This is a genomic window from Aliivibrio logei (genome assembly GCF_001691055.1).
Lineage (GTDB): Bacteria > Pseudomonadota > Gammaproteobacteria > Enterobacterales > Vibrionaceae > Aliivibrio > Aliivibrio salmonicida.
In genome coordinates this window covers 93242-112023 of the sequence record NZ_MAJU01000004.1, presented here as the reverse complement: position 1 = coordinate 112023, position 18782 = coordinate 93242, and the positions used below count along the sequence as shown (strand labels likewise).

General features: G+C 38.7%; 14 protein-coding genes. 9 read left to right on the top strand and 5 right to left on the bottom strand.

The window, feature by feature from the left end:
• The first annotated feature begins 35 nt into the window (after positions 1–35).
• On the top strand, positions 36–977 hold the full coding sequence (locus A6E04_RS00955; protein WP_017021377.1) for a chemotaxis protein CheV: 942 nt from the start codon (positions 36–38) through the stop codon (positions 975–977).
• Between the two features lie 342 nt (positions 978–1319).
• Here A6E04_RS00955 and glgX read toward each other — a convergent pair whose 3' ends face one another.
• Together glgX and malK are read right to left on the bottom strand one after the other, a co-directional pair.
• On the bottom strand, positions 1320–3275 hold the full coding sequence (gene glgX, locus A6E04_RS00950) for a glycogen debranching protein GlgX (protein ID WP_139078720.1): 1956 nt from the start codon (positions 3273–3275) through the stop codon (positions 1320–1322).
• 72 nt (positions 3276–3347) lie between these two features.
• Positions 3348–4457 (bottom strand): maltose/maltodextrin ABC transporter ATP-binding protein MalK, encoded by a 1110-nt coding sequence (gene malK, locus A6E04_RS00945; protein WP_017021379.1) that lies wholly within the window; start codon positions 4455–4457, stop codon positions 3348–3350.
• A gap of 400 nt (positions 4458–4857) precedes the next feature.
• Between malK and malE the strand changes: the two genes are divergently transcribed.
• From malE to malG, 3 genes are all read left to right on the top strand, one after another.
• Positions 4858–6042: a maltose/maltodextrin ABC transporter substrate-binding protein MalE gene (gene malE, locus A6E04_RS00940; protein WP_017021380.1), complete on the top strand. Its 1185-nt coding sequence runs from the start codon at positions 4858–4860 to the stop codon at positions 6040–6042.
• A 126-nt stretch (positions 6043–6168) separates the two neighbouring features.
• Entirely contained in the window at positions 6169–7713 is a 1545-nt protein-coding gene (gene malF, locus A6E04_RS00935; protein WP_065609423.1) for a maltose ABC transporter permease MalF, read from the top strand.
• Between the two features lie 23 nt (positions 7714–7736).
• A complete protein-coding gene (gene malG / locus A6E04_RS00930; RefSeq protein ID WP_012552182.1) occupies positions 7737–8627 on the top strand; it encodes a maltose ABC transporter permease MalG in 891 nt (296 codons plus the stop codon).
• Positions 8628–8842: 215 nt separating this feature from the next.
• Here the strand turns inward: malG and A6E04_RS00925 are convergent, their stop codons facing one another.
• Together A6E04_RS00925 and A6E04_RS00920 are read right to left on the bottom strand one after the other, a co-directional pair.
• Positions 8843–9811 carry a sensor domain-containing diguanylate cyclase gene (locus A6E04_RS00925; protein ID WP_017021382.1) on the bottom strand — a complete coding sequence of 323 codons (969 nt, stop codon included), beginning with the start codon at positions 9809–9811 and terminating at the stop codon, positions 8843–8845.
• Positions 9808–10791, bottom strand: a complete 984-nt coding sequence (locus tag A6E04_RS00920; protein WP_065609421.1) for a response regulator — start codon at positions 10789–10791, stop codon at positions 9808–9810. Before A6E04_RS00920 ends, A6E04_RS00925 begins: the two co-directional genes overlap by 4 nt.
• A gap of 311 nt (positions 10792–11102) precedes the next feature.
• Here A6E04_RS00920 and A6E04_RS00915 point away from each other — a divergent pair, with 311 nt between their 5' ends.
• From A6E04_RS00915 to A6E04_RS00895, 5 genes are all read left to right on the top strand, one after another.
• Positions 11103–12296 carry an acetate/propionate family kinase gene (locus A6E04_RS00915; RefSeq protein WP_023604528.1) on the top strand — a complete coding sequence of 398 codons (1194 nt, stop codon included), beginning with the start codon at positions 11103–11105 and terminating at the stop codon, positions 12294–12296.
• A gap of 390 nt (positions 12297–12686) precedes the next feature.
• On the top strand, positions 12687–15956 hold the full coding sequence (locus tag A6E04_RS00910) for a T6SS effector BTH_I2691 family protein (protein ID WP_065609419.1): 3270 nt from the start codon (positions 12687–12689) through the stop codon (positions 15954–15956).
• Positions 15943–16662 carry a hypothetical protein gene (locus A6E04_RS00905; protein ID WP_065609417.1) on the top strand — a complete coding sequence of 240 codons (720 nt, stop codon included), beginning with the start codon at positions 15943–15945 and terminating at the stop codon, positions 16660–16662. The genes A6E04_RS00910 and A6E04_RS00905 overlap by 14 nt, the downstream gene beginning before the upstream one ends.
• A 1-nt stretch (position 16663) precedes the next feature.
• Positions 16664–16873 carry a hypothetical protein gene (locus A6E04_RS00900; RefSeq protein ID WP_017022881.1) on the top strand — a complete coding sequence of 70 codons (210 nt, stop codon included), beginning with the start codon at positions 16664–16666 and terminating at the stop codon, positions 16871–16873.
• The gene (locus A6E04_RS00895) at positions 16874–17599 is read left to right on the top strand and encodes a hypothetical protein (protein WP_065609415.1); all 726 of its coding nucleotides are present in this window, start codon (positions 16874–16876) and stop codon (positions 17597–17599) included.
• Positions 17600–17820: 221 nt separating this feature from the next.
• On the opposite strand, the gene A6E04_RS00890 is transcribed toward A6E04_RS00895, so the two are convergent.
• A complete protein-coding gene (locus A6E04_RS00890; protein ID WP_065609413.1) occupies positions 17821–18756 on the bottom strand; it encodes a LysR family transcriptional regulator in 936 nt (311 codons plus the stop codon).
• Between the last annotated feature and the right edge of the window lie 26 nt (positions 18757–18782).

The window sequence follows — 18782 nt, the reverse complement described above, 5'->3', positions numbered from 1 at the left end:
TATTATCAACATATCTTATTAAGTGAGCGATACCGATGAGTGGAATGTTAAGTAGCGTTGATCAACGTACCCAACTAGTGGGTGAAAATCGATTGGAGTTATTGCTGTTTAAGCTTAATACAACCCAAATTTTTGCAATTAATGTATTTAAAGTAAAAGAGATCCTTAAGGTTCCTAAATTAACAAGGCTGCCGGGGTCTCACCATCATATTGCCGGAGTCGCAAGCTTACGTGGTGAGTCTGTTCCTGTTATCGATTTACGTGGTGCCATTGGCATGAAGCCAATGGAGATCGATGAAGATACTAATTTGATCATAACTGAATATAATCGTTCAACTCAGGGCTTTTTAGTTGGCCAGGTTCAAAATATTATAAATACAACATGGGCTGATATTCAACCGCCACCAAAAACCGTGGGTCGTCATAATTATTTAACGGCAATTACGCAAGTGGAAGTCGAACCAAAACAAAGCCGCATTGTTGAGATTATTGATGTTGAAAAAGTCTTAGCTGAAATTATTGAATATGATATTTCGATCTCTGAAGGCGTTTTAGACGAAAATCTTATTCATCATATGCACGGGCGTAAAGTATTAACGGTTGATGACTCAAGCACTGCGCGTGCACAAGTTCGTAGTACATTGCAACAGCTAGGTTTAGAGGTAATAGAATGTAGTGATGGTCTACAAGCCTTAAATTTATTAAAACGATGGTGTGATGAAGGTAAAGTGGTGACTGATGAGATTTTGTTGATGATCACAGATGCTGAAATGCCAGAAATGGATGGTTACCGTTTAACGCATGAGATTCGAAATGATCCACGTATGAAAGATTTGTTCATTACATTGAATACATCATTAAGTGGCAGTTTTAACGATGCTATGGTACAGAAAGTAGGGTGTGATCGTTTTATTTCTAAGTTCCAACCCGACTTAATTGTGGGTGTAGTGCAAGATCGCTTATCTCAGATAATTTAATTTATAGCATTATCGGTGTTAATTACTTGTGTTGCTTTATTTTTCCAGTCAATGCATTTGGCTAGGGGTTATGTAAAGTTAATGACAAAATTGTTACCTTTAGGTATTATTATTGACGGCTCTAATGTTATTAGAGTGATAAAGAGCAAGACACTTTGTCTTTTACACACCAATTTTAAGGTAGATTGTTCGTATATGATCTGGATGACATCCAAGCTAATAATTACGCTGACGGTTTTAGCGTATAGAACATATCACAAGGGACGTGTAAAATCTGAAACTGAACATTAAGTTTAGTGCAGTACCAAAAAGGAGGCCTACGCCTCCTTTTTTATTAGTGGTTTATTGTGTCGCGAAGATCGCAATAGAAAGAGGTGACAAACTATAGTCAAATACGGTTTGTTTTGGCGTTAATTTATTGTATTGAGTATCACAAATTAACAACCAACGACGGTGTTCTGTGGCTTCTGGAAGTATAAATTGAGTCGCTGTATTTGCCTGATTAATAATGATTAATAATTCTTTATCCCCATTATCAACATTTAGATGTAAGCATAATGATTTAGCTCCATGCCAATCACTGTGGTTCATCACATGCCCATCAGGCGCGTACCATTCAACTTTCTGTCCATTTCTTCTTGAACCACTGAATGCATTTATTATCGGAACCATATGCGTTTGACGAGCGTGAATCATCTCTGCCAACCATACTTTGAATTCTTTTGCATTTCGGTTGAGTGACCAGTTAACCCAGCTAATAGTACTGTCTTGGCAATACGCGTTATTATTCCCTTGCTGTGTATGTGAGCAGGCATCAGCAGCGAGTAAGTGTGGAATGCCAAAACTGAACAGAATGGTTGTCATCATATTCCGTTTTTGTTTTTCACGTAGAGCAATAATTCTTGGATTATCGGTCGCCCCTTCAATACCATAATTATCTGAGCGATTATCGCCATGCCCATCTCGATTATCTTCACCATTCGCATGATTATGGCGATCTTTATAACTGACCAAATCTTGCAATGTAAATCCATCATGATAACTGACGTAGTTTACGGGTAATTTGTGAGGCCATCGTGAAGCACTAACCAGATCTCGAGATCCCATTAGCCGTGTTGCTAAGGATTTAATGTAATTTTGTTCACCGCGCCAAAAGCTTTTTGTCGTGTCGCGATACTTATCACAACATTCGTTCCAACCATCAGGGAATTCCCCTACTTGGTAACCGTTAGGGCCAATGTCCCAAGGTTCTGCAATCATCTTCACTCTTTGAAGAATAGGATCTTGAGCGACTGCTTTGAAGAAAGCATTGTTAGGGTTAAATTGGTCATATTCTCGGCCTAATGTGGCGGCTAAATCAAATCTAAAACCATCAATGTGATATTGTTCTACCCAATAACGTAAAGTGTCCATGACTAAATTTAAGCTTGCTTGATGGGTAATGTCGAGTGTATTCCCACAACCTGTATAGTTAGTGTAGTTACCGTGATGGTGCAGATAGTAGTCTTGATCTAATCCTTTTAAATTAAATGTTGATCCGCCATTGCCGCCCTCCGCCGTATGGTTATAAACAACATCTAAAATGACCTCGATGTTGTTTTTATGAAGCTCTCTAATGGCAGTTTTTAATTCTATAACGGCATCGCTTTTTGCATACCGAGGATCTGGGGCCATGAATGAGAGTGGATTGTACCCCCAATAATTGACCATTTTCATATCAAGTAAATGTGGTTCGTGCATACAAGCAGCAACAGGAAGTAGCTGGATTGAAGTAATCCCTTGCTGTTTTAAATGTGCAATATTCGCTGGATCCGCTAAACCAAGATAAGTTCCCCGAACTTCTTCTTTTATCTTAGTATTAAGTAGGGTAAACCCTTTTACATGGGTTTCTAGTAAGATAGTTTCAGAGTGGGGGATCATTGGTCTTGAGGTTTGCTGCCAATCAAATTCATTATTAATAACGACGGATTGTGCCAGTGTCCAACTTTGCTCTGAGGTATAAGGGGGTTGATAATGAGGTGTATTAGCTAATGCTTTTGCATAAGGATCAAGAAGTAATAATTCTTCTTTATCTTTTATGATTTTAAAAGCATAAATGCAGCCAGCAGTAACACCTTCGATAAAGGTATATTTTATAGCACCGTATTCTTCAGTAAATGGGTATTCTTGATGACTACCATCATTATTAAAAATCACTAATGTTAATGGGTAATCAGAAGCATAGTGAACTGAAAAATTACATCCGTGTGCTTTTAGGTTTGCACCTAAAGGGTAAGGGAAAGCTTGGTTGGTAATCACAATGTTCCTCTGGATAAACAACAAAAGCCCAATGCATTATTGGGCTTGTTAAATTTGACTAAGGTTTTTATGTTAAGCCCCAGCTTCTTTATAAAGTCTTTGGCATGCTTTGCCATCGTTATGGAATAAATGACAACGATATGCAGGGATCCCAATCGTAAATTTATCACCAGCATTAACAAGAGCAGTATCAGGTACACGATATATGATATCGGCGTCCGCATCCTCAACGGTTAAATAAATTTGTGTTTCATATCCCAACTTTTCTACCACAAGAACATCGCCATGAATAATGGCATCTGCTTTTTCTGCTGCAATAAGATGTTCAGGTCTTATACCAAGAGACATTCGTTCGCCACGAACCACATTTTTTCCATCTACTGGGATCCAAAATGAAGAGCCGTTTGCAAATTGAACCTTAACTTGATCGTCTTCTACATCATCAATGAAAACACTAATGAAATTCATTTTTGGTGAACCAATGAAACCCGCAACAAAGCGATTTTTTGGGTAATGATAAAGTTCTAATGGAGCGCCAACTTGAGAAACGTAACCGCCATCAAGGACCACAATCTTCTCAGCCATTGTCATCGCTTCAACTTGGTCGTGTGTTACATAAATCATCGTCGAGCCAAGTTTTTTATGCAGTTTAGCTATTTCGATACGCATTTGAACACGGAGTGCAGCATCAAGGTTAGACAAAGGTTCATCCAATAGAAACACATCAGGTTGGGACACTAATGTACGTCCAATCGCGACACGTTGACGTTGTCCTCCAGATAATGCTTTAGGCTGACGTTCAAGTAAATGCCCTAATTGTAGGATATCTGCTGCGTGATCAACTCTTTGTTTTATTTCGCTTTTGTCTTTTTTTGCTAACTTCAAACCAAATGACATATTATCAAATAGATTAAGGTGGGGATAAAGAGCATAAGATTGGAAAACCATGCCGACACCACGCTTAGATGGCTCTACATCATTCATCCGTTTATCACCCATGTAGAGATCGCCAGAAGTGATGTCTTCTAAACCTGCAATACAGCGTAATAGTGTGGATTTACCACAACCTGATGGCCCAACAAAAACGACAAATTCACCAGAATTAATCGTTAAATTAACATTTTTCGAGATCTTAACGTCGCCATAAGATTTGCAGACGTTGCGTAAAGTGACACTCGTCATTGTGTCTGTCCTCTATTCTAATTTTAAATAATTCATTCGAATTGCTTTATGGTTCCATTCTTACGGAAAAGAACCATGCCGTCATCCTCCTCCCTTTGATTTTTTTTGGGGGAGTAGGGGGGAGGAGTACCTAGATCACGTTTTTGAATAAAATCGATGAGCTTCAAAGTTTTATCAACTTTCAGTGTGAGGATTATCCCACTTCAGTGGTATTTTGTGATCTGATACTGACCTAATCAAGATTGAGATCACGCTTTTTATCAAGATAAGTAAAGGCGTAGAAAGTAGGAGGATGAATAATCGGTGTTAATTGCCGAAAATACATTCTGAAAACTGAGTCATCACCCTTATTACTTCAACCCTACGGATGATTCATTAATTATAAAAGGAAGGATTCACAATGAAAAAAGTCCTCAGCACTGTTGCTATTTGCACAATGGCAGCTCTTGGTTCTATTAATGCTTCTGCTGCAATTGAAGAAGGTCAATTAACGATTTGGGTTACTGGTGATAAGGCGTACGAAGGTATGGCTCAGATCGGTGAACGCTTTGAAGAAGACACTGGCGTAAAAGTGACTGTTTCTTTTCCAGATAAAGCAGAAGAGAAATTTGCTCAAGTAGCCGCAGCAGGTGATGGCCCAGATATTCTTTTTTATGCCCATGACCGTTTTGGTGGGTTTGCTGAGGCGGGTCTTTTAGCCGAAATTAAGCCATCTGAAGAATTGAAATCAGAGATTGTCGATTTTGCGTGGGACGCGGTGTCTTATAAAGGTAAAACCATCGCTTATCCTGTTGCTATTGAATCAGTATCATTAATTTATAATAAAGCCGTGATTAAAACGCCACCAAAAAATTGGGAAGATATTCCAGCATTGGATAAAGAGCTTTCTAAAAACAATCAAAAAGCAATCATGTGGCCATTACGTGGCGGAGCCTACTTTACATGGCCGTTGCTTGCGGCTGATGGTGGCTATGCATTTAAAAAAACAGCGGATGGTTATGATGTAAAGAATGCCGGAGTTAATGAACCCGGAGTTCAAAGCGCGATGAGTTTTATCGAGAAAATGGTACAAGACAACGTCATTTCAGCTGATATGGATTACTCGGTTGCTGAATCTGAATTTGTTAAAGGCAATGTCGCTATGATGATTAATGGCCCTTGGGGTTGGTCAAACATTGAGAAAGCAGGTATCGATTATGGAGTTACTACATTACCGAAATTCCATGGTCAGGTATCAAAGCCGTTTGTTGGTGTGTGGGTTGGAGGCATTAGCTCTGCGTCGCCAAATAAAGATCTTGCTGTTGAGTTTTTCGAAAGTTATTTATTAACAAATGAAGGCTTAAAAACACTCAATGATGATAAGCCACTGGGCGCAGTTGCATTAAATTCATTCCAAGAGCAACTGGGTAATGATCCAAGAATTGCAGCCACAATGGATAATGCAATGAATGGTGAAGTGATGCCAAACATCCCTCAGTTCACTACTTTCTGGTATAGCATGGAAGAAGCGCTTGGTAACGTAGTTGATGGACGTCAAATAGTAAAAGACGCATTGGCTGCTGCTGAACAACGAATGACTAAATAAAGCAGTTATGGAGGGAGACTTGTCTTCCTCCTTTTTATTCTCTCATCGTTATACTCCCCTAAATAAGTCTATTTTATCTGATGAGTTGATTTACTAGGTTGGTATTTTTAAAAGGTCTTGAAGCTTATGACAACAACAATTGCTTCGCAAACAAACTATAAATTAATGGCTAAGTGGGGATTGCTTTCAGCCATCGCTGCGATTAATGGTTATGTTTGCGTACTTATGTACTCTCGTGGCGAAACTGCATTCGCAATGTTAACGTTAGTATTAACATCTCTTGCCGTTTACGTATTTGGAAGTAAAAAAACATACGCTTATCGTTATACTTACCCTGGTATCGCAGGGATGATTCTCTTTATTATTTTCCCTTTGATGTACACTATTGGACTGGCGTTTACCAATTACAGTGCAACAAATCAGCTTTCTCTAGAGCGTTCTCAGGCGGTGCATTTAAGCAAAACATTCCAAAGCGGAAAAAGTTATCCTTTTACTTTAATGGATCAAGGTAACGGTTATGCGTTAACGATAAAAGATGCAGGGCAATTATTGGCAACAGAGTCGTTTGACCTAAACCAAGATGCAGAGAGAACACTGGCTTTAGCACCAGTTGAGTATATTCGAGGTAAAAAAGCAAAGATTAAACAGATTATTGCTAAGCGTCCTTACCTTAATTTAATCTCATTATCACTGCCTTCTGGTGAGCAAATTAAAATGAGTGGCTTGCGTAAGTTTGCAGCGGTTGGACCTTTATTTACTTTACAAGAAGACGGTGAAACACTGTTTAACAATAAAACAGAACAGTATTTCAAAGCGAATCATGAAATTGGTTTTTATCAAGAAATTAATGATAACGGCGAGTACGTAGGTGATCCTATTTCACCTGGTTTTGTTGTTAATATTGGGACAGCAAACTTTGAACGTATTTGGAAAGACGATGGCATTAAAGAACCGTTTATCAGTATCTTTATCTGGACGGTTCTGTTTGCAACATTGACCATCGTATTTACTTTAGCGATAGGTTTAATATTAGCGTCTGTTGTTCAATGGGAAGCGCTAAAAGGCAGAGCGGTATATCGTTTACTATTGATCCTTCCTTATGCGGTCCCAGCGTTTATTTCAATCTTGATATTCCGTGGTCTTTTTAACCAAAGTTTTGGTGAGATTAACATGCTGCTTGATAGTATGTTCGGGATTCAACCTAACTGGTTCTCTGACCCATTTACCGCCAAAGTCATGGTATTAATCGTGAACACATGGTTAGGGTTTCCGTACATGATGATTTTATGTATGGGGCTATTAAAGTCTATTCCTGAAGATTTATACGAAGCTTCCGCTATCGATGGTGCGGGCCCGATTCAGAATTTCTTTTATATTACGGTACCCATGATGGTGAAGCCATTAACCCCATTATTAATCGCGGCATTTGCCTTTAACTTTAATAACTTCGTAATGATTGCGCTATTAACAAAAGGTGGCCCGAACATGATTGGCACAACAGAGCCCGCAGGTTATACCGATTTATTAGTGAGCTACACCTATCGAATTGCTTTTGAAGGCAGTGGTGGTCAAGACTTTGGTTTAGCCAGTGCAATTGCAACACTTATATTCTTATTGGTTGGTGGGTTAGCGCTATTGAACCTACGTTTCACTAAATTATCAAATAACTAATTATTTAATAAGGAGTCATTGTTATGCCAATGGTCCAAGGTAAAAACTTAAAATATCGTGTATGGGCAACGCATGTCGCTATGTGGATTTTCTTGGCGATGATTATTTTTCCATTACTTATGGTTATTACTATTTCATTTCGTGAAGGTAACTTTGCAACGGGAAGTATTATTCCAGAAAATCCTTCTCTAGAGCACTGGAAATTGGCACTAGGCATTGCCGTTGAGCACGCTGATGGATCATCTACTCAACCGCCGTTTCCTGTATTAACGTGGTTGTGGAATTCAATAAAAATCGCAGGTATAAGTTCTATATTAATCGTTGCATTGTCGACAACCAGTGCTTATGCGTTCGCAAGACTACGTTTTAAAGGAAAAGAAACTATACTTAAAGGAATGATGATTTTTCAAATGTTCCCCGCGGTATTAGCCCTTGTCGCGTTGTATGCATTGTTTGATAAGTTAGGGCAGTACATACCGTTTTTAGGGTTGAATACTCATGGAGGGCTTATTTTTGCTTATCTTGGTGGTATCGCGCTTCATGTTTGGACCATTAAGGGATACTTTGAAACGATTGATAATTCACTTGAAGAAGCAGCAGCATTAGATGGTGCAACACCATGGCAGGCATTCCGTTTGGTGCTATTGCCACTGTCGGTTCCAATCTTAGCGGTTGTATTTATTTTGTCATTTATTGGGGTAATAACGGAGGTTCCTGTAGCATCTTTACTACTTTCTGATGTAAACTCGTACACATTAGCAGTTGGCATGCAACAATATTTGTACCCTCAGAACTACTTATGGGGTGATTTTGCGGCCGCTGCAGTATTATCAGCATTACCTATTACATTGGTTTTCTTACTCGCGCAGAAGTTTCTCGTAGGTGGTTTGACAGCCGGTGGTGTAAAAGGATAACGATAATAATACGGACCCGTACATTTTTATGGGCAGGGTCCTTTGCGTAAAGAGCTTTATGATGGTTTGGTCGCCGATTGGTAAAGTGTTCAACGCAGTATTGGCATTACGCATAGCTGGGTAAGTGTTGCAGGATGCAACTTTACTTTTTGTAATGAGAGCCTGAGTTTATTTCTCAGGCTTTTTTCTGTCTGTAAGGTAGGTAAATCTGAGGGTTAGGCTAGATCAGGATGATAAACCGTTGACCTATTTCGTCCATTTTCTTTTGAGTGATAAAGTGCTTTATCGGCCATTTCTAACCAAGATAAATAATCAGTATGTTCAGGTGCTAATTCACATACACCCAGGCTAACTTGGTAACTAACGTTTGCCTTTTCACAAACTACAATCGCTTTTTCTATTCGCTTGCGGAGCCTTTCTGTGAAATACAATGCTTGTTCTGCATTGGTACCTGGAAGAATAACGGTAAATTCCTCCCCTCCATAACGACCACAAATGTCGGTGTTACGTGATGTTTTGCGAAGTAGATCTGATGCGTTTCGGATGACGTCATCACCCACAGTGTGTCCATAAGTGTCATTTACTTGCTTGAAGTGATCGATGTCAAAAATGACGATTGATGATACGGCGCCAGACACTTGTGCCGTCTCAAATTCTTTCTTCAAACAAGACTCCCAATAAGCCCTATTAAATAGGTTTGTTAATCCATCTGTTTTACTTAGGTTAGAGAGTTGTTGATTTGACTCTTGTAAGTGAAGCTTGTTTTTGGCTATGTCTGTAACATCATTAATAACCAAACTGACGTGTGAAGCGAGTCCATTTAACGAAGTCAGTGGTGAGAAAGTAATGTTTTGACGCATTTCAGTCAAGCCGCTAGAGATAGGGGTAAAGTTTTTAAATTTGAATAAATAGGGACGGTCTTCCCAAGATGAAAAGCCTCGAGTTTTTAGACTAAAAGAAGCATCTACTTTTTTTCTAAGCCAAGAGGCTGGTAAATCAGGAATGATGTCAAAAATAACGTGACCAAGAATCGAATCAGCAGTGACGCCACTGTAAGATTGCATAAAAGAATTCCAAGCGCATACTCGATATTCTTTATCTAATACGATTAAGCCAGCGTCTAAATCTCCAATGACTTGCATTGCCCAATGAAAGTCATTCATCGCTGTATTTTTCGTATTCATACTAGATGCTCCAAGACTGTTTTAATGGCCTCTAAAGAGTCATTATCCATAAGAAAAATCACATCACACTTTAAATCTAAACTTTCGGCGGAATACACAAATTCGATAGTGAAAATATCCTTATCATAATCTTCTAAAAAAGAATGCTTATCTTTTAAGGCGACTTTTAAATGCTCAGTATCTAGCACGATTGGTTGTCTTAGAGAAATACTGATGTCTAGTTGTTTACTGAAAGACAGAAGGAAAGAAGAAACTAATACATTTGAGATATCAAGAATGGCTTCATTGGTTGTCGTCACTTCTGTTTCATTTGTTGTTGTAATTAATTCAGTTAAATCATTACCATGCAGACAAACTAATGCTTCTCCATTAATACCATTACCTACAAAACGTTGTGAAATAGCGCGATATTCAGAGTTATTAACAACATCTTGCAGTGCCATTCTTAATTCTGAATGATGTAAAGAGGCGACATTAGGTAAAGGCATATCAATAAAACGATCAAATTGTTCAGAAATAAGAGAAGCACTGACTCCTAAAGCAATATTACTGATTTCTTGAATACTAGCGATCACATCGATAGCAGGTGTCACCGATGATAAATAGGGGGATTTTACTAAAAAAGGAATACGGTATTCATAAAATAAACTCGAAATTTCCTCTTTTTTAAACGGCTTTTCAATAAAGCCTTTAGCGCCAAGATTAAAACACCGTTGCTTAGCTTTTTCTTGGATATCGCCAGAGACAATAATGATGTTTGTGTAGTGAGAATTAACAGGGAGGGCACTCAGAACTTCAAAACCGTCCATTACTGGCATTGTAAGGTCAAGAAAAAGTACATCAATAGAATGTTGACTTAATATTTGTAATCCTTCCTTTCCATTTTCAGCATAGAAAATCTCTATATTAGGAGAAGGATCAATGTTGCTAGCAAGCGCTTTACGGGCAATGGTTGAGTCATCGCAAATCAGAATTTTCATTATTATAATATTTGATTAATCACAGGCAGTACACCATCCTAATTTATATGGGCAGCAAATCAACTTTTATCCTGCTTTTGCTCATTTAACTACGATCTGCTTAACATTAACTTTGTAAATTATTATCGAGAATAAGGTTTCCATAGATAAAAAATACGTTTTAAAAAATTGATCTAAGACATGTTATTCATAAAAATTCACATTAGGCGCAAAACAAAAGTTGAATCATTAAAAAATAGTTGAATAATGGTACTAGTTACAAAAGGGCACGAATATACGTGCAACCTACGATTTATAAAAAGAGAATAATGATGAACAACGAATACGTATTAGTTATCAATTCAGGCAGCTCTTCACTTAAGTTTGCTATTATTGACTCCGTTTCTGGCGATGCAGTATTAAGTGGCCTTGGTGAATGCTTCGGTCTTGAAGATGCTCGTATGAGCTGGAAGTATCAGGGAGAGAAAACAGAAATAGCCATTGAAGGCGAAGAAAACCATCATAAGATTGCGATTGGCAAATTGGTAGGTTTAACAGAAAAATTTGGTTTTACCGATGGTATCGTTGCTATCGGTCATCGTATTGTTCATGGTGGTGAGAAATTCACAGAAACAGTACGCATTAATGAAGAAGTAACAAAAGAAATTGAAAGTTTATCTGATTTAGCACCTCTTCATAACCCAGCAGGTGCGATTGGTATTCGTGCGGCGATTGAAGCTTTCCCAAGTCTTCCTCAATTCGCAGTCTTTGATACGGCTTTCCATCAAACAATGCCAAAGCGCGCATACACAGGTGCTATTGCTAAAGAGCTTTACACTGATTTTGGTGTACGTCGTTACGGTTTCCACGGCACAAGTCATTACTACGTTAGCCGTGAAGCAGCAAAAATGCTGAATAAACCAGTAGAAGAATTAAGTGTTATTTCTGTACACCTAGGTAATGGCGCATCAGTATGTGCAATTAAAGATGGTAACAGTGTAGATACAAGCATGGGCTTTACCCCGCTTTCTGGTTTAATGATGGGGACGCGTTGTGGTGATTTAGACCCAGGTATTATTGAATATTTATTGAAGAAAGGTTGGTCACAAGATCAAGTATTTAATTCTCTAAATAAGAATTCAGGTTTCTTAGGTGTATCTGGCCTAACAAGTGATGCTCGTGGTATTCTTGAGGCAATGGAAGAAGGCCACGAAGGCGCAACTCTTGCTTTCCAAGTATTTACTTACCGAGTAGCAAAATACGTGGCGTCATACCTAGCGGCTTTAGATTCACTTGACGGCATTATCTTTACGGGGGGTATTGGTGAAAATGCGTTACCAATTCGTCGTGAAATTTTAAACAACCTTAAAATTCTAGGGTTTGTGGAAGATCAAAAAGGCAATGAAGCTGCTCGCTTTGGCAGTGCAGGAATCATTGCTAAATCAGAAATGCTAAACGCAGTAGCGATGGTGATTCCAACCAACGAAGAATTCGTTATTGCTCAGCAGTCGGTTGAGCTTCTGTAATTTCTTCTAAAATATAGAATATTGAAAAGCGAGCTATGATGGCTCGCTTTTTTTGTTTCTGGGATTTGTGATTGCATATACATACAAAGGAAACACTTGCAGATAATCAATATTAAATTTCATATCCTATTGATTTTATTGTTGATAAGTTATCTCCAACCTTATAAATAAAAATCACTTATCTTCCTACAATCTCTTTCATTTAAAATGTGAACCGTCTCGGGTCGATTTGATTTTTAAACCCTAAGAAAGGGGTTTTTATTGTGTCTTATTTCTCACCTATATAGAGTTTTCACATCTCGATTTTACAAGAAATCTTACTTGTTGGTTTTTTGTAAGCAACCACCAGTCAGAGTAAATGCTAAATACATTAATAAGGAAGAGTATTAAATGAGTACTGCCAACAAAGCTGCTATGTGCGCATCAACCCGTGACGCAAAAAGTCCTGCTGGCTTGTGCCCCTTTCAGCGTAGTGATATCGGTATTATTCCCGTTCGTTATGCCTTGGACGAGATGAATGAGCAAGGGCTACAGATGCACCCATTCCCAGCCTCTGACCCGCAATGGAAAGGTCGATTTACGCCTAAGCAGCGTCAGTATACGTTAAGGCAACTCCGTGATGGTTGGTTGTATGTGTATGATGAAACAGATACAACGTTTCATGAATATCAAATTGAAGGGTATGAGTTTACCAACATTGATTGGTCAAGCGATGAAGCCGATAAGCCCGCTAATAAACGAGGTAGCAAAGGTGAAACGAAGAGTTGCTTAGTGTACCCTGCAAAAAATACGATCTATATGGCATTTGCCCATCAACGTTGGACATGGCGAATGTGTGAGTATATGCGTTCTCATGAATCTAATTGCTCAGTATGGATGCGTAAGGTTAATTTAAAACAATTTAAATCGACCTTAGCTCACCCTCATGCGGGGCTTTCTTCTAAGCTTGGCCACTATGCAGCAGATATAGGAGTCAATGGTGCTCCAGCTGGGATTTTTGATTCGACTTGCACACCATTAGCTTCAACTGAAGCTCAAACTGACAGTTTTAAACATGTAGCAGATAAGCCAGGGTGTTGGGATGTAGATTATCGAGTCGATTTACCAGCCCAAGATTGTGGGATGTTTATTGCGCTTGATGATCCTTTAGCGGATGTATCCGATTTATTCTTACCACTTGCAGAAGAAATCACACTACGCAGTGCAATACACAAAGATGAAGATAATATCCATAAACTGCAAATGGCTGAAATTACCCGTAATCTTGGTCGAGTAAGGTTAAAGCCTGAGGAGTTACCTGAGCAAATTAACGATGATCCAATGAAGATATTGGAATTTGAGCGTCAGTTAACCGAATACCTTGCCATTCAATCTCTGGCAGATAAAGAGTCTGCCGCTTTTGATTCAAACCCAAGCATTGGCAATGCCCCATTTACCCCACTTCAAGAAGAAGCGTTAGAGAAACACTCTGAACTAAAAGAGAAATACCATTTTACGCCCAGTGATGAGCAGAAAACCGCTTGGGAAAAGAATACACTCTTCAGTGATGAGGTTAATTGGAATGAATTAGATGAGTTTCTTACTCAACACTACACCCAACTTAAAGATCAAGATAAGCGCATTGCCATGCTCTATCAAGATTTTATGGAGGCGTTTGAGCAGCTAGGAACGGATCCATTCGTCATTGGTATTGATAATCAAGATGAAGCACACCTCACTTATTTACTAAGTTTAATTAGCCAATATGTACAGGTAATAAAACAAACGGTGAATACCGAGAAGGAGTACGCCACTCTAGAAAGCGCACTTTCCCTCGATTCTCCAAAAACACTGTTTTCATTAGCGTCATTGGGTTTTTCAAACGACAATTTACAAGCGCTTAATGATCATGTGGAAGATCTGAGTAATCACCTTCTTTCTACCAATAGTTCAGGTGATATGGGGGCATTATCGGGAGCGATAGCGAGTTGGGGAGGTTTTACTGATGATATTCGAATTCAAGATAATAAATGGTTTAAAGCGCTAGCTGAGCCTGTACAGTTAAGTTTTATTGCTCTGAAAAATGCAGTGACAGGCCAAGCTAAAGAGAGTTGGCGAGGGATAGCGAATTTACTGTTTCCACATCAAATGAACACAGCAACAACGCCTCAGGGGATGATCAGTAATTTAAGGTTGGTCATATTAGAAGCTTTGGTTAACCCCGAGGCAATTGTGATACATAACCCAGATTATCCTGCACACTTTGCCGCGTGGCAGCGAAAGATGAATGCAGAAGTGATGATCATTCGTCAAATTAGTCAGCCACCATCAGGGCAACTGACACCGAAAAACCATCAAATACAAACCATGCGCAGCGCTCAACAAAGAATGCAAAAGCTATTGAGTAGTGAGCTTCCAGTGATGGTGATGCTCAAGTATGAAGCCGTCAATAATGCCGCCAAGCAAATGCTCAATGAAGCAATTGAGCGCAGTTGGCAGCAAGGTAAAGATATTACTCAAGCATCGTGGAATAAAATGGGGAAGATGGGAGGGGTTGTCGCCATCCTTAACCTTTGGAACACGGCAGCAGTGCTTAAAAATATCCATCATAAAGCAGCGCAACATCCAGAGAGTGATTTATGGACCGACCCTGCTGTTAGAGAAGCAACCTATGCGACGAGTTATGCGGTATCAGCTGTCACAGCAATGTGGAGAGATGTAGCCTGGGGCAAGATGGCGACTAACCAATCTTTACTTTCAGAGTCACTGAAAATAGCATTGCGAAGTAGTACTCATTCATACGAACTTAGACAAAGTTTAGCAACCTTTGCCAAAACAACCGCTGCGGTATCTTTATTTGGCTTAATGGCGACAGGATTAGAGACGTGGGAGAGCCATGATAAATTTAAAGATACGAGTCATTCACCAATGGAGCGGTTTGGGTATGGGCTGAAAGGGGCATCTACTGCAGCCCAACTGTTTGTATTTTCTATGCAATTTAGGTCAAACATTTATAGTTTAATAGGTCGAACTAGTATTAGTTCTATTATTGCTCCTTGGATGCTGACCACATTTATGGTTAGTTCAATTCTCTTATTTATCTCAATTATAATTATCAATGCTTTTAAGCGTACCGAACTAGAAAAGTGGTTATTGCATTCCACATGGGGGAAAGATGCAAAAGATTGGGAAGTCGTTGATGAGTTGACCCGATTGGAGCAGATTATTCATAAGCCTCAAGTAAGGCTCAACAAAGTATTTTCTGGTTCTCCTTCTAAAGCAATATACGGTTCCGTTGCGGGGCAACAATGGCAATTAGAGATATCTTTGCCCATGCACACAAAAGGTAAGTCCATTGGTTTACAAGTTACGCGCACGCCAGTGCAAAATAATTACAGTTATGTGGCTTCTTCACCAAAACCTGCGGTGTTTGTAAACGAACAAAATGGTATTTGGAGTAAAGATGGAACGGGAAACCCTGTCTATCGTTTAGATTTAGGTGGTACAACCAAAGATAGTATTACGGCCTTCATTAGCTTACCTTTTAACTGGCAATCATCAGAGCATGATCAGTTAGGCTATATCGCTTCAGGTAATAGTCAAGGTGAGCTTGTTATATTGCCAGCAAGGAAAGATAACGTTATTCGCACTATTAAAGTTGAGGTGAATGATGAGTTCTAAAGACCAAATAATTAAATTAAAAGAAGAGTTATATAGTGCAGATGTTATTTATGCATGGGATTATGAAGGGGCTGGATTAAGATATAATAATCTATTTAACTGGGGGTATTCGGTATTTATTGGTTTACTTATCTTGTTATTTCTTTGGTCTGTTTCTGAAGATATAACCTTAAATTCATATTCTTTTTGGGCGATATTTACTTTTCTAACTATGATGGTATTGATTTCAAGATATCTTTTTACACCAGATAAACATCGTTGTTATCACTTAACTCCAATAGGGATTCATTATACTGAACAAGACATGATCCCAGAAGTGGCTTATAAAATCGCGCGAGGCTTTGCTTGGGTTGGTATTGTGGTCTGTATTATCGTTGCCTTTATGTTTGGCCCTTTAGCTTTTGTTGGAGCAGGGGCCTTTGCGCTCATGTCATTTGGGATGACAAATTTCCAGTCAACTATACAAGAGCATGAAGTTTTTTTTTCTGATAGGCCAATTTTATTTAATCTAGTTAACGATACTATGTTCAGAGTAGACAGTTATATAGCTCCTGGTTATTGTTGTCGCCGAGACTTTTACGTGCCTTCTTTAGAGCAAAAGAAACAAATTATAACAGCGATTCAAAATAGCAAAAAAAATATAGAGTACGTAGAGTTAGCTAAGTTAAATGATATGTTTAAGCATCCTATTTTCATTCAAGATTAGAATGAAGCAATCGAAATTGATCTACCTATTAGATTTAGGCGGCACAACCCGAGATACCATTACGGTCTTCATTAACCTGCCTTTTAATTGGCAAGCATCAGAGCATGATATGTTGGGATATATTGCTTCAGGTAATAGCCAAGGTGAGCTTGTTATATCACCTGCATTCAAAGAACCTTCTATTAGAACAATTAATGTGGATGTGAACTAAATGAATGCAGATGAACAAAAAAAACGGCTAAAAGATCAACTTTACAACGCTAATATAATTTATTATTGGGAGTATCAGGGCGCGGGTCAAAAATACACTAATTTAGCCTATTGGATTTTGTCAATATTTTCGGGAGGGATACCACTATTGTTTCTTTGGTTGGTTACTGACCTGACAGTAGACTCACCTGTTTTTTTGGGGCTCTTTATTTTATCAACGACGTTGGTGTTTATAGGGAGATACTTATTTGCACCCGATAAAGACTATTGCTACTACTTAACTCCAATGGGGATTCATTACACTGAACAAGACATGATCCCAGAGATGGCTTATAAAATCGCACGAGGCTTTGCTTGGGTTGGTATTGTGGTCTGTATTATCGTTGCCTTTATTTTTGGTCCTCTGGCTTTTGTTGGAGCAGGGGCCTTTGCGCTCATGTCATTTGGGATGACAAATTTCCAGTCAACCGTAGATAAGAGCTATATATTCATTGATGAGCGTAGTGTTGTTTTTAATGTGATGAATGATAGTGTACTTTCACTCTCAGTCCCTGGGAAGGGAGGCTTTGAATATGTGGGTGATATATATACGCCGACTCTCGAAAAAAAAGCTGAATTGCTAACTCATTTGATTTCACTTTTCCCAGAAATGGAAGTTGTCAAAATTAAAAGACTAAATGATAAATATAAACATCCAATTTATCAGCAAGATGAAGTTGCAGAGTGATTGAGTGAACCTAGATGTCTGAATGCTGAAATTTATAGCATCATAAAATTAGGAATATTTAAGGTGCGATACTTTACCAACCCCAACCAACGAAGAATTCTTTATTGCTCAGCAGTCGGTTGAATTACTGTAATAATTCAGTAATTACCTATTTATATTAAAAGGCTCAGACTTAGGTTTGAGCCTTTTTTGTTAATGTAGTCTGTGAAATTTGAGAATACTTACTTCTTACTTCTTTCTGGTTGTTCTATTAATTCATTGAATCGTTCATGAAGAAAATCCAGAAACAGTCGGATGCGCTTTGGTTGATATTTTTTACTGATGTATAGCACATGTAAATCTGCGCTTGATGTTGATGAATTAAAGTTTTTCATGTGCCCATTGAGTAAGGTGACTAATCGTTTATTCTCAATGTCTGCTTGCACGTCTAAAGCTGATTTTAAAGCAACGCCAACTCCTTCCAAAGCCCAATGCCTAATGACTTCGCCATCATCTGAGAATCGCTTTGGAATAATAGCGATGACACTTTTTTGCTCTTCATCTTGAAAGTGCCATGTTTTCAATTCTTCATTGCTGCGAATCATTGCTAGGCAGTTATGATTCACTAAATCTTGAGGTGTTAATGGCGTTCCATGTTGTGCTAAATATTCTGGTGAAGCACACAATACTCTTTTACTTGGTGATAAACGTCGTGATATTAAACTGCTATCGGCCAACTCTCCATATCGGATCACGATATCGATACCTGATTCAGCAATATTAGAGATACGATCGTTCAAATATAAATAGGGAACAACGTTGGGGTGTTGTTTACAGAACTCAGATAATATAGGAAGAATATATTGTCTACCGATGTCTTTTGGCGCTGATATTCTTAATGAGCCCTTGACTTCTTTAACCCCGTTTCGGATTAGATTTTCTGTTTCATTAACGTTATCCAATATCTCGATACAGGCTTTATGGTAAAGCTCTCCTGAATCAGTGAGTGATAAATGCCTCGTGCTTCTATTAAGTAGCTTTACACCATACCTTTCTTCAAGAGCTTGAAGCCTTGCTGTCATTGTGGCCGGAGAAAAACCAAGTTCACGCCCTGCAGCGGCTAATCCTTGATGTTTCACTATACTCACAAACATCGTCATATCAGAAAACTTATCCATTTATCCTCCTGCTATTTCATTGTTCA

Excerpts from the sequence above, each read along its gene's own strand:
- A6E04_RS00895 (WP_065609415.1), top strand. The coding sequence starts at position 16,874 with ATGAATGCAGATGAACAAAAAAAACGGCTAAAAGATCAACTTTACAAC.
- A6E04_RS00890 (WP_065609413.1), bottom strand. The coding sequence starts at position 18,756 with ATGGATAAGTTTTCTGATATGACGATGTTTGTGAGTATAGTGAAACAT.
- malK (WP_017021379.1), bottom strand. The coding sequence starts at position 4,457 with ATGACGAGTGTCACTTTACGCAACGTCTGCAAATCTTATGGCGACGTT.
- A6E04_RS00915 (WP_023604528.1), top strand. The coding sequence starts at position 11,103 with ATGAACAACGAATACGTATTAGTTATCAATTCAGGCAGCTCTTCACTT.
- malF (WP_065609423.1), top strand. The coding sequence starts at position 6,169 with ATGACAACAACAATTGCTTCGCAAACAAACTATAAATTAATGGCTAAG.
- malE (WP_017021380.1), top strand. The coding sequence starts at position 4,858 with ATGAAAAAAGTCCTCAGCACTGTTGCTATTTGCACAATGGCAGCTCTT.
- A6E04_RS00955 (WP_017021377.1), top strand. The coding sequence starts at position 36 with ATGAGTGGAATGTTAAGTAGCGTTGATCAACGTACCCAACTAGTGGGT.
- A6E04_RS00920 (WP_065609421.1), bottom strand. The coding sequence starts at position 10,791 with ATGAAAATTCTGATTTGCGATGACTCAACCATTGCCCGTAAAGCGCTT.
- A6E04_RS00905 (WP_065609417.1), top strand. The coding sequence starts at position 15,943 with ATGATGAGTTCTAAAGACCAAATAATTAAATTAAAAGAAGAGTTATAT.
- A6E04_RS00925 (WP_017021382.1), bottom strand. The coding sequence starts at position 9,811 with ATGAATACGAAAAATACAGCGATGAATGACTTTCATTGGGCAATGCAA.
- A6E04_RS00900 (WP_017022881.1), top strand. The coding sequence starts at position 16,664 with ATGAAGCAATCGAAATTGATCTACCTATTAGATTTAGGCGGCACAACC.
- malG (WP_012552182.1), top strand. The coding sequence starts at position 7,737 with ATGCCAATGGTCCAAGGTAAAAACTTAAAATATCGTGTATGGGCAACG.
- A6E04_RS00910 (WP_065609419.1), top strand. The coding sequence starts at position 12,687 with ATGAGTACTGCCAACAAAGCTGCTATGTGCGCATCAACCCGTGACGCA.